This window comes from Enterobacter sp. RIT637, assembly GCF_019718755.1.
In the GTDB taxonomy this organism is placed as follows: Bacteria; Pseudomonadota; Gammaproteobacteria; order Enterobacterales; family Enterobacteriaceae; genus Enterobacter.
In genome coordinates, this window is record NZ_JAIHAZ010000004.1 from 233,288 (window position 1) to 249,131 (window position 15,844).

Genomic DNA, 15,844 nt, shown 5'->3' on the forward strand with positions numbered 1-15,844 from the left:
CAAAGAACCATTTACAACGCAGGGTTATTTTTTATAAGATGCATTTAAAATACATCATTAAATGTGACATCAGAAGGACGCGCTCATGCTCGACGCTCAAACCATCGCTACCGTTAAGTCCACCATTCCCCTGCTGGTGGAAACCGGCCCTAAACTCACCGCCCATTTCTACGATCGCATGTTCTCGCACAACCCGGAGCTCAAAGAAATTTTCAACATGAGCAACCAGCGTAACGGCGACCAACGTGAAGCGTTGTTTAACGCCATTGCAGCCTACGCCAGCAATATCGAAAACCTGGCGGCATTGCTACCTGCGGTAGAAAAGATTGCGCAGAAACATACCAGCTTCCAGATCCAGCCCGAGCAGTACAACATCGTTGGCGGCCACCTGCTGGCGACGCTGGACGAGATGTTCAGCCCGGGCCAGGAGGTGCTGGACGCCTGGGGTAAAGCCTACGGCGTGCTGGCAAACGTGTTTATCAACCGTGAAGCACAGATCTACAGCGAAAACGCCAGCAAGAACGGCGGCTGGGAAGGCACGCGCGCGTTCCGCATCGTTGAGAAAACGCCGCGCAGCGCGCTGATTACCAGCTTTGAATTTGAGCCGGTGGACGGCCAGCCGGTTGCCGATTACCAGCCAGGCCAGTATCTGGGCGTGTGGCTGAAACCAGAAGGTTTCCCGCATCAGGAAATTCGCCAGTATTCCCTCACCCGCAAGCCAAACGGCAAAGGCTACCGTATTGCCGTGAAGCGTGAGGACGGCGGTCAGGTCTCAACCTGGCTGCACAACGAAGCCAGTGTGGGCGACGTGGTCCATCTGGCCGCGCCGGCGGGCGATTTCTTCATGGCCGTTGAAGCGAATACCCCAGTTACGCTGATCTCTGCGGGCGTCGGCCAAACGCCAATGCTGGCGATGCTCGATACGCTGGCAAAAGCAAACCACGACGCGCAGGTCAACTGGCTCCACGCCGCAGAGAACGGCGACGTGCACGCCTTTGCGGATGAAGTGAAAACGCTCGGGGCGTCCCTGCCGCGCTTCACCGCGCATACCTGGTATCGCCTGCCGACGGAGGCTGACCGTCAGGCCGCACGCTTCGACAGCGAAGGTCTGATGAATTTAAGCCAGCATGAAGGGGCGTTTAGCGCGCCGGACATGCAGTTCTACGTCTGCGGGCCGGTGGCGTTTATGCAGTATGCCGCGAAGCAGCTGGTTGAGCTGGGCGTGAACAAAGACAACATTCATTACGAATGTTTCGGGCCGCATAAGGTGCTGTAATGAAAAAGCCCCTCGTTCGAGGGGCTTTTTTTCGCCGGGTGGCGGCTTCGCCTTACCCGGCCAACAAAACCGTTGGCATTGTTAAATCGCGGCGTCGTCTTCTTCGCCGGTACGGATACGGATCACGCGCGCCACGTCAAAGACGAAGATTTTCCCGTCGCCAATTTTGCCCGTCTGCGCGGTGCGGATAATGGTATCCACGCAGGTATCGACGATATCGTCGCTGACCACGATTTCAATTTTCACTTTCGGCAGAAAGTCGACCATGTACTCCGCGCCACGGTAAAGCTCGGTGTGGCCCTTCTGACGACCAAAACCTTTCACTTCCGTTACTGTCATCCCGGTGATGCCGACTTCCGCCAGCGCTTCACGTACATCATCCAGTTTGAAAGGTTTAATAATCGCATCAATCTTTTTCATGGTGGGTCCTTAAACTCTTGCCTGTAAGCTGCCTCGTAATCGATTGCTCACAGTACCATACGGCATTACTCTTTAAAATCGTTTGCTTCCAGCTCGTGGCGCGACAGCAGCTTGTAGAACTCGGTGCGGTTGCGTCCGGCCATGCGCGCCGCGTGGGTCACGTTACCCTTTGTAATCTGCAGCAGCTTGCGCAGATAGTTCAGTTCGAACTGGTTACGCGCTTCGGCAAAGGTCGGCAGGGCCGTGTTTTCCCCTTCCAGCGCCTGCTCCACCAGCGCGTCGCTGATAACGGGCGACGACGTCAGCGCCACGCACTGCTCAATCACGTTCACCAGCTGGCGCACGTTGCCAGGCCACCCGGCGGTCATTAGCCTTTTCATTGCATCAGTGGAAAACGCGCGCACGAAGGGTTTGTGGCGATCCGCGGACTGGCGCAGCAGATGGTTTGCCAGCAGCGGGATATCTTCCGCGCGCTCGGCCAGCGCAGGAATTTTCAGGTTCACCACGTTCAGGCGGTAGTAGAGATCTTCACGAAACTCATTGCGCGCCATCACTTTTGGCAGATCCCGGTGGGTGGCGGAGATAATGCGCACGTTGATGTCGATATCGCGGTTGCTGCCGAGCGGACGCACCTTTCTCTCCTGCAACACGCGCAGCAGTTTCACCTGGAGCGGCGCAGGCATATCGCCAATCTCGTCGAGGAACAGCGTGCCGCCTTCCGCCGCCTGGAACAGCCCTTCACGGCTGCTCACCGCGCCGGTGAAGGCACCGCGGGCGTGACCAAAAAGTTCAGATTCGAGCAGCTGCTCTGGAAGCGCACCACAGTTAATGGCAATAAACGCATTTTTACTACGCGGGCTGGCGTTGTGGATCGCCTGCGCCAGGATCTCTTTCCCGGTACCGCTCTGGCCGTTGATCAAAACGCTAACGTCAGATTGCGCCACCATGCGCGCCTGCTCAAGCAGACGCAGCATGATGGGGCTACGCGTCACGATAGATTCGCGCCAGGCGTCATCACCAGAAGGCGCGGCATGCTCCAGCGCGCTGTCGATGGCTTTATAGAGCGCGTCTTTGTCCACCGGTTTGGTGAGGAAGCTGAACACCCCTTGCTGGGTTGCCGCGACCGCATCCGGGATCGAGCCGTGGGCGGTCAAGATAATAACCGGCATGCCGGGCTGCTGCTTCTGGATCTCTGCAAAAAGCTGCAGGCCATCCATTTCGTCCATCCGCAGGTCGCTGATCACCAGATCAATCTTCTCGCGGCTGAGCACTTTCAGCCCCTCCTGCCCGCTTTCCGCCGTCACAACGCTGTAGCCTTCACTGACCAGGCGCATCCCCAGCAGCTTTAACAGCCCGGGATCGTCATCGACCAGTAAGAGATTGGCAGGTTTACGGCTTGTCATGGCTTCACATCCTCTTCTTTCTGCGCGTCACCGTCGGGCGACGCGGCAGAATTTCCTTTCGACGAGTCCGGCAGATAGCTGCCTGCGGGTTTACGCGTCGACAGTTGCCTTTCAATATCGGTCAGATTTTCAAGCTTGCGCGTGGTGGTCTCAAGCTGAGTGCGCAGATAATTCTGCTGCTGGCGAAGCGTATCAAGCTCGCCGTCCGTTGACTGCTGTAATTTGCTATAGCGGGTACGTTCTTCAGACAGTTGAAGCTGTAACGCCTGGCCGTCCCGCCAGAGTTGATATATCGGCCGCACCTGCGCCGGAATGCTGGAACTGAACGCGTCCAGACGCGTGATATTCGTACGACGCTCAACGGGCGTGATTTTGGCATCGCCAAGTAGAATGGCACGTTTAAAGGTTGCCTGCCATGCGTTGTCGCCCCACATCGTGGCTTGCGCCCGTGCCTCAACGGGTTCCAGACGCTGCGCACAATCAATGCCGCGTAGCCAAAACAGCGGGTTGGTATCAACTTCATGCCCAGATAAATGCCAGATGCCCTCGCAGGGGGTGGTCAGGAAATCCGCCAGCTGATTTTCAGGCCATTTTTCTTCCGGCTTTGCACTGATTGCGCTCTTCGGAGCATGGGTAACACACCCTGCCAGCAGTAAACACGGCAGACTCAGACATATTGTATTGCGGGAAAACATCGCGCGTGCGGCGCGGAAAAAAACGTGTGACATACTCACCAGACTTAGATTCATTTTATTGATTTTCCGGCTTAAGAGGCAGTTCGATACGAAAGCACACATCAGACCGTTCATCACTGACGATGTTAAGTTCGCCGTGCATGCGTCGTATGCCGTCGCGGGCAATACTGAGACCCAGACCACTTCCTTTTACCGCACCTTTTCGCTGATGACTGCCCTGGAAAAAGGGTTCAAAAATCATCGTTTTTTCTTCATCCGGAATTGGGGTGCCCGTATTCGCTACGTCGATAAACACCCGGGAACCCGCCCTGTAGCTTCGGATATAAATGTTACCGGATTCAGTACCATAGTGCACCGCATTGGAATAAAGATTATCCAGAACGCTCATTAACAGCATGGGCTCTGCAAGACAAGCGGGCTCGCGAAGATCGACCTGGGTATGCATCATTTTAGCTCTTGCTGGCAGGCTATGGGCGGAGATCACCATATCCGCTATCGGTGCAATTTCCACGTTTTCCAGTACCACTGCCCCGTCCGCCAGCTTACGGTTGTAGTCCAGCAGCTGCTCAATCAGCTTTTGCAAATTGCGGCTGCTGTCATCGAGGATGTCGACAATCTCTTTTTGCTCAGGCGTCAGCGGGCCGGCCACTTCGTCCGCCAGCAGCTCGGTACCTTCTCGCATGCTGGCGAGAGGCGTTTTGAGTTCGTGGGAAATATGACGGAGGAACTGATGACGCTGCGTTTCCAGCCACGCCAGACGTTCGGAAAGCCAGATGATCCGCTGACCCACTGAACGCAGCTCGCGCGGCCCGGTGAAAACAACCGTATCACCAAGAGACTTCCCCTCACCCAGACGGTTAATCATCCGCTGTATGCCCTTCACCGGACCGATAATCATGCGGGTGAACAGCAGAACCAGAGCAAGACTGACCAGGAACAGGACCAGCGCCTGCCAGCCAAAGAATTGACCGCGCTCGGCGATTTCCTGCTGCAGCTGCTGCCCGCGAGAGAAGATCACCGTGCGTGTAGACTGGACCATTTCCGTATTGGCATTCGCAAACGCTTCCAGCCGCGCGGCGGCGGCGGCATCCGGGCCGCTATTTTTACACTGCAACTGAGCCAGATCGTTCAGGTCCTGACGCAATGCCTGGTAGAGCTTGTCGTCCGGCAGCACGCCCGCGTGGGCATCCAGCATTTCGCTGTAGCGTTTACGTTGATTCTGGTAAACCCGCTCCAGCGTGCGATCATCCAGCACGCAATACTGGCGATAGCTACGCTCCATCTCCAGTGCGGCGTTAGTCATTGCTTCACTGCGCCTTGCATCAATGAGCGTCGTGCGATTCGTCAGCGCCGCCTGCGCGCTTAGCGCATTGAGACTTTGCCAGGCCTGCCATGCCAGTATCAGTAAAGGGAGCAGGATCAGCAGGAATGCCATCATGACGAGCTGTCGCAGGGAGCGAGGAAAAACAGACCAGCGTTTCAACGCATTACTCTCTTAATGGGGGTTTACGCAGAGCGTAACTGAGTCTGCCCTTCAGATACAACAAAGCCGGGTAAAAACCCGGCTTTGTTGTGGAATGAGGCGGTGCCTAACTCGACGTTTCGCCCTGACCTGATAAAGCATAGCTATGATCAGTAGTTGGACGGCAGGCACCTTTTTGTGCGTCATTCTAAGTTTATGTAGCACGTCCCGAAGGGGCTGACATAAGAAGGTGAATGAGCCACTGACTGATATTATGCAACAGCCGTGCCAGAATGCAAAACAATAATTTAACATTATGAATTTAAAGAATTTTATACATCCAAACTATTACTTGTGGGCAGAATGATTTCCAGGCTAAGTGTCGCTATTTAACAACACCTTTAGGTCTCGATTTCTCTACCTATATTAATCAATAAGTTAAGTGTCACCTTTTGGAGACACCCGTAAGGCAGGATTGTCGCAATTTTGCGACACGCATAAAAAAGCCCGGTGGCGCTCACGCTTACCGGGCCTACAAGGTTAGGGTGCTAAAACTTAACCCAGCTGCTTACGCGCGTTGCGGAAGATACGCATCCACGGGCTGTCCTCGCCCCAGTTTTCCGGGTGCCAGGAGTTGCTCACGGTGCGGAACACGCGCTCCGGGTGCGGCATCATGATGGTCGCACGACCACTTTCACTGGTGACCGCCGTAATACCGTTGGCGGAGCCGTTCGGGTTCGCCGGGTAGGTTTCTGTCACCTTGCCGAAGTTATCGACAAAGCGCAGCGCCACCAGACCTTTACTTTCCAGCTGAGCCAGATGGGCAGCATCACGCACTTCTACCTGACCTTCACCGTGGGAAACGGCGATTGGCATCTGTGAACCGACCATTCCCTGCAGCAGCAGAGACGGGCTTTGGGTCACTTCCACCAGGCTGAAGCGCGCTTCGAAGCGGTCGGACTGGTTGCGCACAAAGCGCGGCCAGGATTCGCTGCCCGGGATCAGTTCGCGCAGGTTAGACATCATCTGGCAGCCGTTACACACGCCCAGCGCCAGGGTCTGCGGGCGGTGGAAGAAGGTTTCGAACTCGTCACGCACGCGGCTGTTGAACAGGATGGACTTCGCCCAGCCTTCGCCCGCGCCCAGCACGTCGCCGTAGGAGAAACCGCCGCACGCCACCAGCGCCTGGAAATCTTCCAGACCGGTACGCCCGGCCAGCAGGTCGCTCATGTGGACGTCGATGGCGTCAAAGCCCGCGCGGTGGAAGGCAGCCGCCATCTCAACGTGGGAGTTAACGCCCTGCTCGCGCAGCACGGCTACCTTTGGACGCGCGCCGGTCGCAATGTATGGCGCAGCAATGTCTTCGTTGATGTCGAAGGAGAGCTTCACGTTCAGGCCTGGATCCTGGTCATTCGCTTTCGCGTTATGCTCCTGATCGGCACATTCCGGGTTATCGCGCAGGCGCTGCATCTGCCAGGTGGTTTCTGCCCACCACATGCGCAGCGTGGTGCGGCTTTCGCTGAACACCGCGTGGCCGTCAGCTTCAATCACGAAGCGGTCGCCCTGGACGGCTTTACCCACATAGTGCACGCAGTCTGCCAGGCCATGTTTTGCCAGAATGGCTTCCACCGCGTCGCGATCGGCGGCGCGTACCTGAATCACCGCGCCCAGCTCTTCGTTGAACAGCGCCGCCAGACGGTCTTCGCCAAGCGTGGCAATGTTCGCCTCAACGCCACAGTGGCCGGTGAAGGCCATCTCTGCCAGCGTCACCAGCAGGCCGCCGTCGGAACGGTCGTGGTAGGCCAGCAGCTTACGCTGCGCCACCAGCGCCTGAATCGCGTCGTAGAAGCCTTTCAACTGGGCCACGTCGCGAACGTCGGCTGGCTTGTCGCCGAGCTGGCGGTATACCTGCGCCAGCGCGGTGGCACCCAGCGCGTTGTGGCCTTTGCCCAGGTCAATCAGCAGCAGGGCGTTGTCTTCGATAGAAAGCTGCGGCGTAACGGTGTGGCGCACGTCTTCCACGCGGGCAAACGCGGTGATCACCAGCGACAGCGGAGAGGTCATCTCGCGCTGCTCGCTGCCTTCCTGCCAGCGGGTTTTCATCGACATGGAGTCTTTGCCCACCGGAATGGTCAGGCCGAGGGCAGGACACAGCTCCTCGCCCACCGCTTTCACGGCTTCATACAGGCCGGCATCTTCGCCAGGGTGACCGGCTGCGGCCATCCAGTTTGCGGAGAGCTTAATACGTTTGATGTTGCCAATCTGCGTCGCCGCGATGTTGGTCAGCGCTTCACCGACCGCCAGACGGGCAGAGGCCGCGAAGTCCAGCAGCGCCACCGGGGTGCGTTCGCCGAGAGCCATCGCTTCGCCGTAGTAGCTGTCGAGGCTCGCAGTGGTCACGGCGCAGTTAGCGACCGGGATCTGCCACGGGCCGACCATCTGGTCGCGCGATACCATACCGGTCACGGTGCGGTCGCCGATGGTCACCAGGAAGGTTTTCTCTGCCACAGCAGGCAGGTGCAGCACGCGGTTAACCGCTTCTGCCACGGTAATGCCCTGGCGATCCAGCGCTTTGCCCGCCGCTTTGCGAGTTGTTACGTCGCGGGTCATCTTCGGCGTTTTACCGAGCAGAACGTCGAGCGGCAGATCGATCGGCTGGTTGTCAAAGTGGGTGTCGCTTAAGGAAAGGTGCTGCTCTTCGGTCGCTTCACCGATGACGGCATACGGCGCGCGCTCGCGGCGGCACAGCTCGTCAAACAGCGGCAGCTGATCAGCCGCAACCGCCAGCACGTAGCGCTCCTGGGATTCGTTACACCAGATTTCCAGCGGGCTCATGCCCGGCTCGTCGCTCAGGATGTCGCGCAGGTTGAAACGGCCACCGCGGCCACCGTCGCTCACCAGCTCCGGCATGGCGTTAGACAGGCCGCCCGCGCCCACGTCGTGGATGAAGAGGATCGGGTTGGCATCGCCCAGCTGCCAGCAGCGGTCGATCACTTCCTGGCAGCGGCGCTCCATCTCAGGGTTGTCGCGCTGCACGGAGGCGAAGTCGAGATCCGCGTCAGACTGGCCGGAGGCCATAGAAGAAGCCGCGCCGCCGCCCAGACCGATGTTCATCGCCGGGCCGCCGAGCACAATCAGCTTCGCGCCGACGACAATCTCGCCTTTCTGCACGTGATCGGCACGGATGTTGCCGATCCCACCCGCCAGCATGATCGGTTTGTGGTAGCCGCGCAGCTCTTCGCCGTTGTGGCTGTCCACTTTCTCTTCATAGGTACGGAAGTAACCGTTCAGCGCCGGACGGCCAAACTCGTTGTTGAATGCCGCGCCGCCCAGCGGGCCTTCGGTCATGATATCCAGGGCGGTCACGATGCGCTCAGGCTTGCCGAAATCTTCTTCCCACGGCTGTTCAAAGCCCGGGATACGCAGGTTGGATACGGAGAAACCGACCAGACCCGCTTTCGGTTTAGCGCCACGACCGGTCGCACCTTCGTCACGGATTTCACCGCCGGAGCCGGTCGCCGCACCCGGCCACGGGGAGATCGCCGTCGGGTGGTTGTGGGTTTCCACTTTCATCAGGATATGCGCGGGCTCCTGATGGAAGTCATAGCGCCCTGCTTCGCGATCGGCGAAGAAGCGGCCCACCTCGGAACCTTCCATCACCGCGGCGTTGTCTTTATAGGCAGACAACACGTGGTCAGGGGTTTGTTCCATGGTGTTTTTGATCATTTTGAACAGCGACTTCGGCTGCTGTTCGCCGTCAATAATCCAGTCGGCGTTGAAAATCTTGTGGCGGCAGTGCTCAGAGTTAGCCTGCGCGAACATGTAGAGTTCGATGTCGTTCGGGTTGCGGTTGAGCTTAACGAACGCATCCTGCAGGTAGTCGATTTCGTCTTCTGCCAGCGCCAGGCCGAGACGCAGGTTGGCGTCAATCAGCGCCTGACGGCCCTGCTCCAGCAGGTCTACGCTCTGTACCGGCGCAGGCTGATGGTGTGAGAACAGCTTCTGCGCGTCGTCGAGAGAGGCAAATACGCTCTCCATCATGCGGTCGTGCAGTTCAGCCGCAACCGCCTGCCACTGCGCGTCGCTCAGGGTAGAGGCTTCAACATAGTAAGCCACACCGCGCTCCAGACGGTTAATCTGGCTCAGACCACAGTTGTGGGCGATGTCGGTGGCTTTGGAAGACCAGGGGGAGATGGTACCCGGACGCGGCGTCGCGAGGATCAGTTTGCCGGTTGGCGTATGGCTGCTCAGGCTTGGACCATACTTGAGCAGGCGTTCCAGCTGTACGCGCTCCTCTGCATTCAGGGGGGCATTCAGGTCAGCAAAATGGACATACTCAGCGTAAATATTGCTTACCGGAAGGTCGGCCGCCTGAAAACGTGCCAGCAGTTTGGTAATACGGAAGGCAGACAGTGCAGGCGAACCACGCAGAATTTCCATCATAAGTCTCTCGTCTTCGAAGCGCCGGGGCGCTTACAGTGTGCGCAAGGGGGGAAAACGGGCGTCATTATAGAGAATCCTGAGCGCCGACGAAACCGTTTGCGTCGAAATAAAATTTGCACAGCGGTTTAACAATAGGTGTGACCTGTCTCTCTAATTTGTTGCCAAGTGGCGTAACTTTGCGCAAAATGCCGCTCATTCAATGGCAAACCTTATTCTTAACATGGCTACAGCACACTGAGGCAACCGGCGTCGCAGAGAATTAACTAATTGAAAAAATTAAAGATTAATTATCTGCTCATCGGCATTGTTACGTTGCTGCTGGCAGTGGCCCTCTGGCCTTCTATCCCCTGGTTCGGTAAAGCCGAAAACCGTATCGCCGCCATTCAGGAGCGGGGGGAATTGCGCGTCAGTACCCTCTCCTCTCCGCTGATTTACGGCGACATCAACGGCAAAACCATTGGCCTGGATTATGAACTGGCCCAGCAGTTTGCCGACTATCTGGGTGTTAAGCTCAAAATTACCGTGCGCCAGAACATCAGCCAGCTGTTCGATGACCTGGATAACGACGACGCCGATATCCTTGCTGCCGGGCTGGTGTACAACAGCGAGCGCAGCAAGAACTACCAGCCGGGCCCGACCTACTACTCTGTTTCCCAGCAGCTGGTTTACCGCGTGGGAAGCGTGCGCCCTCGCTCGCTCGCCACTATTAATGAGCAACAGCTGACGATTGCCCCCGGCCATGTCGTGATTGACGACCTGCGCGCCCTCAAAGAGAAAAAGTTTCCTGACCTGAGCTGGACGGTTGACCCAAAACTGGGTACCACAGAACTGCTTGATCAGGTTAAAGACAAAAAGCTGGCCTATACCATTGCGGATTCGGTGGCGATCAGCCTTTTCCAGCGCGTGCACCCTGAAATCGCCGTGGCGCTGGATGTGACTGACGAACAGCCGGTGACCTGGTTCACCCAACTGGATAACGATCAGACCCTCTCTGCGGCCATGCTCGATTTCTATAACACCATCAATGAAGACGGGACGCTGGCGCGCCTGGAAGAAAAATACCTCGGCCACGGTGACGACTTCGATTACGTCGATACCCGCAGCTTCCTGCGTGCAGTTGATAGCGTGCTGCCGGACCTGCAGCCGCTGTTCGAAAAATACGCCCAGGAAATTGACTGGAAGCTGCTGGCGGCGATCTCGTATCAGGAATCCCACTGGGATACTCAGGCTACCTCTCCGACCGGCGTGCGTGGTCTCATGATGCTGACGAAAAATACCGCGCTGAGTTTGGGTGTTAATGACCGTACCGACGCGGAGCAAAGCATCAGCGGCGGCGCGCAGTATTTACAGGATATGATGGCCAAAGTACCTGAGACCGTGCCGGAAGAAGAGCGGATTTGGTTTGCACTGGCCGCCTACAACATGGGCTATGCGCATATGCTGGACGCGCGCGCGCTGACGGCAAAAACCAAAGGTAACCCGGACAGCTGGTCTGATGTAAAACAGCGTCTGCCGCTGCTGAGCCAGAAACCGTGGTACACCAGGCTGACGTACGGCTATGCGCGCGGGCATGAAGCCTATGCCTACGTTGAAAACATTCGTAAGTATCAGATAAGCCTGGTGGGGTATCTGCTGGAGAAAGAGAAAGAGGCGGCAGAAGCTAAACAGCTGGCTCAGAGCTACCCGGTGGTCGCACCGGACGAACTTAATCGTCCGCCCGCTTCAATTCTGCCTTTTGTTGCTTTTTCTGCTGCCGGCGCATTCGAAAGAAGTCACTCAGCAGACCCGAACACTCTGGTGCAAGTACCCCACCGATAGTCTGCACCTGGTGGTTCATCCCCGGATGGCCGAGCACGTCCATTAGCGAACCGGCCGCGCCTGTTTTTTCATCCCGCGCACCAAATACCAGCGTACCGATACGACTGTGCACCATCGCGCCGGAACACATGACGCAGGGTTCAAGGGTGACGTACAGGGTAGTATCGAGCAGACGATAGTTTTGCAGTACCAGCCCGCCCTGACGAAGCGCCATAATTTCGGCGTGCGCGGTAGGATCGTGGCGGCCAATGGGGCGGTTCCACCCTTCGCCAATCACCTGATTATTATGAACCAGCACCGCGCCCACGGGCACTTCGCCCTCTTCCCAGGCACGTTGAGCCAGCGTGAGCGCGTGGCGCATCCAGTATTCATGATTGAGTTCAGGGTTGGACAACGGTTGATACTCCAGTCGAAAAGCGGGCGGCATTATACACAGCCGCTATGGATAAGACTATTCGAGTTGCTGAAGTTCACCTGACGGCGTGACGCGCCAGCGGTGCTGGCAAAAATAGAGCAGCGGGTTGTCCTGCTTGCTGTCGCTGTAGCCGCTGTACAGGCGCAGCGGCGTGCCGATACGCTTCTCCAGTTGGACCACTTTCTCGTGCCCCAGGCAGCGCATAGTCAGCACCCAGCCGCCGTAAGCGCGGGAGATTTGCGTGGCGATAAGATTCACGCGCGGCAGCCATGGCGTATCAAAATAGACCTGCTCGACCAGCGTCTGCGGGGAGCCGGTAATCAGCCAGATGTCGGCATCGTTCGCGTCGAGGTAGCTGGTGAGACGCGCCTGCACCACGGGAAACGCGGCGACATGGCCGCGAAACCAGTGCGCAAAATCCTTTTCGAGCTGTTTAAGCCGTGCTTCGCTGTGACCAAAGGTGCATCCCCAGAGCAGCAGGCTCATCGGCCAGCGCGCTGCACGGCCTTTCACCAGCAGCGCGATGCCAATCACGGGTAAGAGCGGTAAGACGAGCAGCGCATTCAGAGGCTGACGCCGCAGCAGGTAGCGCATAAAGGTGCCAAACATATCCTGCTGGTGCAGCGTTCCATCCAGGTCGAAAAAAACAACGCGACGCGCGTGATTTGCCAAACCTTACTCCTCTGGGTCGTTGAATCCTAACAGCCAGGTAAACAGGAACCCGGCGATTACCGCTACTAAATAGCCTAACAGATAGAGCATCACTTTTCCGGTCACGATGGTTAATGCCAGCGGTAAACCGGAAAGACCAAAGGTGATCACCGTCGCCACTTTCCAGTAGCTGATGAGCGCCCCGCCCACCGCGCCGCCCAGACAGGCGGCAAGGAACGGTTTGCCCAGCGGCAGCGTAACGCCGAAAATCAGCGGCTCGCCAATGCCGAGCAGCCCGACCGGCAGCGCGCCTTTAATCACTTTTTTCAGTCGCGCGTTGCGGGTTTTCATCAGGACGGCAATCGCCGCGCCGACCTGCCCCACGCCCGCCATCGACAGGATAGGCAGCAGCGCGTTATAGCCGTGCGCCTGCACCAGCTCGACGTGGATCGGCACCAGCCCCTGATGCAGGCCGGTCAGCACCAGCGGCAGGAAGGTACCTGACAGCACCGCGCCCACCAGCAGGCCACCACGGTCGATAGCCAGAGAGGCGCCGTGGGCGATGGCATCAGAGATCCACCCGCCTAGCGGCTGAAGGGCCACAATCGCTACGCTGCCGGTGATTAATGTGGTCAACAGCGGGTTGAGAATCAGCTCTATCGAGCCAGGCAGGATCGCGCGCAGCCTTTTCTCGATCCAGCACATCAGGATGACCACCAGCAGTACGGCGATCACCCCGCCGCGACCCGGCTGGAGCGCCTCGCCAAAGAGCGTGATCTGCGCCAGCTGTGGGCTGGATAAGATCCCCGCCATGACCCCACCCATGGCCAGCGATCCGCCAAACACCTTCGCGGTATTGACCCCGACCAGAATGTTCATGATGGCGAATACGGCGCTGCCGAAGATCCCGAGAATCCCCAGCAGGTTCGGATATTGCGTGGCAAAATCCCCGACGATATCCGGTCGCTTGAGGATATTGATAATCCCGGTGATCAGGCCCGAGGCAATAAACGCCGGGATCAGCGGGATAAAGACGTTTGCCAGCTGTCGCAGCGCGTCGCTCATCGGCGCCTTGTATTTGGCTTTTGCCTGCGCCTTGGTGCTTTCGGCATCGTCAAATGAGGCCGTCGCTTCACCGCCCACCATCAGCGCGCGCATAGCATCAACCACCTGCGCCGCTTTCCCCGGCCCGACAATGAGCTGGTGCTGCTGCCCCTGCTTGACGTATCCACTTACGCCGGGGAGTTGCTTCAGGCTCGGTAGATCAAGATCGTCGTCGTTATGCACCTCGACGCGCACGCGCGTCATGCAATTCTCCAGACGCTGAATATTCTTTTCTCCGCCGATCCCCTGCAGGATGCCGCTGGCGAGCGCTGCTGTCTTTTCCATACACGCCTCTGTTAGTTTTCCAATGCAGCCCGTAAGAACCCATTATGCGCATCAAGTTTGGCTCGAGCGGATGCAGCGTCCATGCCGCTTAAGATCATCAGGATGGCCGGTTTAACATCGTGATCGGTTTGTTTGAGTACCGCTTCCGCCTCTTCACGGCCTGCGCCTGTTGCTTCCATCACCATGCGGCAGGCTCTGTCCACCAGCTTGACGTTGGTGGCCTGCATGTCCACCATCAGGTTCTGATAAACCTTGCCAAACTTCACCATCGCGCCGGTGGAGATCATATTGAGCACCAGCTTTTGCGCGGTCCCGGATTTCAGACGCGTGGAGCCGGTGAGCGCTTCCGGCCCGACAACCGGAGAGATGGCGATAGCGGCCACCTGCGCAATCGGCGAGCCCGGGTTGCAGGAGATGGCGACCGTCGTGCAGCCTGTCTGGTTGGCGTATTCCAGGCCGCCAATGACGTACGGCGTGCGCCCGGATGCCGCCAGCCCAACCACCAGATCCCGGGCGGTCAGGTCCAGCGCTTTGAGATCATCTTCACCGAGCTGTTTGTTGTCCTCTGCTCCTTCTACCGCTTTCAGCAGCGCGCCGGGGCCACCGGCAATCAGCCCGACCACCAACCCGTGCGGAACGCCAAAGGTTGGCGGACATTCTGACGCATCCAGTACCCCAAGACGCCCGCTGGTGCCCGCCCCCATATAGATAATGCGCCCACCGGCCTTAAGGGATTCCGCCGCCGCATCGACAGCTTTTGCCACCTCGGGTAATGTCTCTTTCACAGCCTGCGCGACCAGCGTATCCTGTTGATTAAAGCGGTTAACCAGCTCCAGCGTGGAGAGTGCGTCAAGATCCATGGTTTGCGGGTTGCGCGTTTCAGAAACAAGTGAGCCAAGATTCATTTTTTGTACCTCAAGAATTTTTAATTCATAATAATCACACTATAGTGGAATATAAAATTCATTCAGGCGAGCAAAATTCGTATTTGAGTAGATAATCACATTTTCGCCAGGAGACCGTATGAACTGTTTAATTCGCATTCGCCAGCGCTACGCAGGCTTTGCCCAAAGCGACAAGAAGCTGGCGGACTTTCTGCTTTCGCAGCCTGACCACGCGCGCCATCTCAGCTCGCAGCAGCTGGCGAGTGAGGCCGGCGTGAGCCAGTCCAGCGTGGTGAAGTTTGCCCAGAAGATTGGCTTTAAGGGCTTTCCCGCCCTCAAGCTGGCGATCAGTGAAGCGCTGGTGAGCAACCCCAATCCGCAGTCGATGCCGGTGCATAACCAAATCCGCGGTGATGACCCGATGCGGCTGGTGGGCGAAAAGCTGATCAAAGAGAACGTGGCGGCCATGCATGCGACGCTGGATGTGAATACGGAAGAGAAGCTGCTGGAGAGCGTGGCGATGCTGCGCGGCGCGCGTCGCATCATCCTGACCGGTATCGGGGCGTCCGGGCTTGTGGCGCGTAACTTTGGCTGGAAGCTGACGAAGATCGGTTACAACGCGATCGTGGAGCAGGACATGCACGCCCTGCTCGCCACCGTTCAGGCAATGGATCCTGACGATTTACTGCTGGCGATCTCCTATTCCGGTGAACGTCGAGAGATCAATATGGCGACAGATGAAGCGCTGCGCGTCGGCGGTAAAATTCTGGCGATCACCGGTTTTACGCCAAACGCACTCCAGCAGCGGGCAACGCGCTGTTTATATACCATTGCCGAGGAGCAGGCCACGCGCAGCGCGGCTATTTCGTCCACCAGCGCGCAAATGATGCTGACGGACCTGCTGTTTATGGCGCTGGTCCAGCAGGATCTGGAACACGCGCCAGAGCGCATTCGTCACAGCGAAGAACTGGTAAAGAAACTGGTTTGA

At 57.8% G+C, this 15,844-nt stretch carries 12 protein-coding genes; 3 read left to right on the forward strand and 9 right to left on the reverse strand.

Annotated features, from left to right (window positions below; genetic code table 11):
- The first annotated feature begins 85 nt into the window (after positions 1-85).
- Positions 86-1,276: an NO-inducible flavohemoprotein gene (gene hmpA, locus K5E19_RS09765; RefSeq protein ID WP_221551038.1), complete on the forward strand. Its 1,191-nt coding sequence runs from the start codon at positions 86-88 to the stop codon at positions 1,274-1,276.
- 81 nt (positions 1,277-1,357) lie between these two features.
- Here hmpA and glnB read toward each other — a convergent pair whose 3' ends face one another.
- The 5 genes from glnB to purL form a co-directional block, all read right to left on the reverse strand.
- Entirely contained in the window at positions 1,358-1,696 is a 339-nt protein-coding gene (glnB, locus tag K5E19_RS09770) for a nitrogen regulatory protein P-II (protein ID WP_003860685.1), read from the reverse strand.
- Between the two features lie 65 nt (positions 1,697-1,761).
- Entirely contained in the window at positions 1,762-3,099 is a 1,338-nt protein-coding gene (gene glrR / locus K5E19_RS09775; protein WP_221551039.1) for a two-component system response regulator GlrR, read from the reverse strand.
- On the reverse strand, positions 3,096-3,848 hold the full coding sequence (gene qseG / locus K5E19_RS09780; protein ID WP_221551040.1) for a two-component system QseEF-associated lipoprotein QseG: 753 nt from the start codon (positions 3,846-3,848) through the stop codon (positions 3,096-3,098). The genes glrR and qseG overlap by 4 nt, the downstream gene beginning before the upstream one ends.
- Before the next feature lies 1 nt (position 3,849).
- The gene (qseE, locus tag K5E19_RS09785; protein ID WP_089597792.1) at positions 3,850-5,277 is read right to left on the reverse strand and encodes a two component system sensor histidine kinase QseE/GlrK; all 1,428 of its coding nucleotides are present in this window, start codon (positions 5,275-5,277) and stop codon (positions 3,850-3,852) included.
- A gap of 534 nt (positions 5,278-5,811) precedes the next feature.
- The gene (purL, locus tag K5E19_RS09790) at positions 5,812-9,699 is read right to left on the reverse strand and encodes a phosphoribosylformylglycinamidine synthase (RefSeq protein WP_221551042.1); all 3,888 of its coding nucleotides are present in this window, start codon (positions 9,697-9,699) and stop codon (positions 5,812-5,814) included.
- 267 nt (positions 9,700-9,966) lie between these two features.
- On the opposite strand from purL, the gene mltF reads away from it, so the two are divergent.
- Complete coding sequence (gene mltF / locus K5E19_RS09795; protein WP_221551044.1) at positions 9,967-11,517, forward strand: membrane-bound lytic murein transglycosylase MltF; 1,551 nt, start codon at positions 9,967-9,969, stop codon at positions 11,515-11,517.
- Here mltF and tadA read toward each other — a convergent pair.
- Genes tadA through murQ form a run of 4 tightly spaced genes read right to left on the reverse strand, consistent with a single transcriptional unit; the run spans position 11,405 to position 14,877 of the window.
- Positions 11,405-11,911 (reverse strand): tRNA adenosine(34) deaminase TadA, encoded by a 507-nt coding sequence (tadA, locus tag K5E19_RS09800; RefSeq protein WP_221551061.1) that lies wholly within the window; start codon positions 11,909-11,911, stop codon positions 11,405-11,407. The genes mltF and tadA overlap by 113 nt on opposite strands.
- 57 nt (positions 11,912-11,968) lie before the next feature.
- Entirely contained in the window at positions 11,969-12,604 is a 636-nt protein-coding gene (gene yfhb / locus K5E19_RS09805; protein ID WP_221551046.1) for a phosphatidylglycerophosphatase C, read from the reverse strand.
- 3 nt (positions 12,605-12,607) lie between these two features.
- Entirely contained in the window at positions 12,608-13,972 is a 1,365-nt protein-coding gene (locus K5E19_RS09810; protein WP_221551048.1) for a PTS transporter subunit EIIC, read from the reverse strand.
- A gap of 11 nt (positions 13,973-13,983) precedes the next feature.
- Positions 13,984-14,877 (reverse strand): N-acetylmuramic acid 6-phosphate etherase, encoded by an 894-nt coding sequence (murQ, locus tag K5E19_RS09815; RefSeq protein WP_221551050.1) that lies wholly within the window; start codon positions 14,875-14,877, stop codon positions 13,984-13,986.
- A 118-nt stretch (positions 14,878-14,995) separates the two neighbouring features.
- Between murQ and K5E19_RS09820 the strand changes: the two genes are divergently transcribed.
- Positions 14,996-15,844 (forward strand): MurR/RpiR family transcriptional regulator, encoded by an 849-nt coding sequence (locus tag K5E19_RS09820; protein ID WP_221551051.1) that lies wholly within the window; start codon positions 14,996-14,998, stop codon positions 15,842-15,844.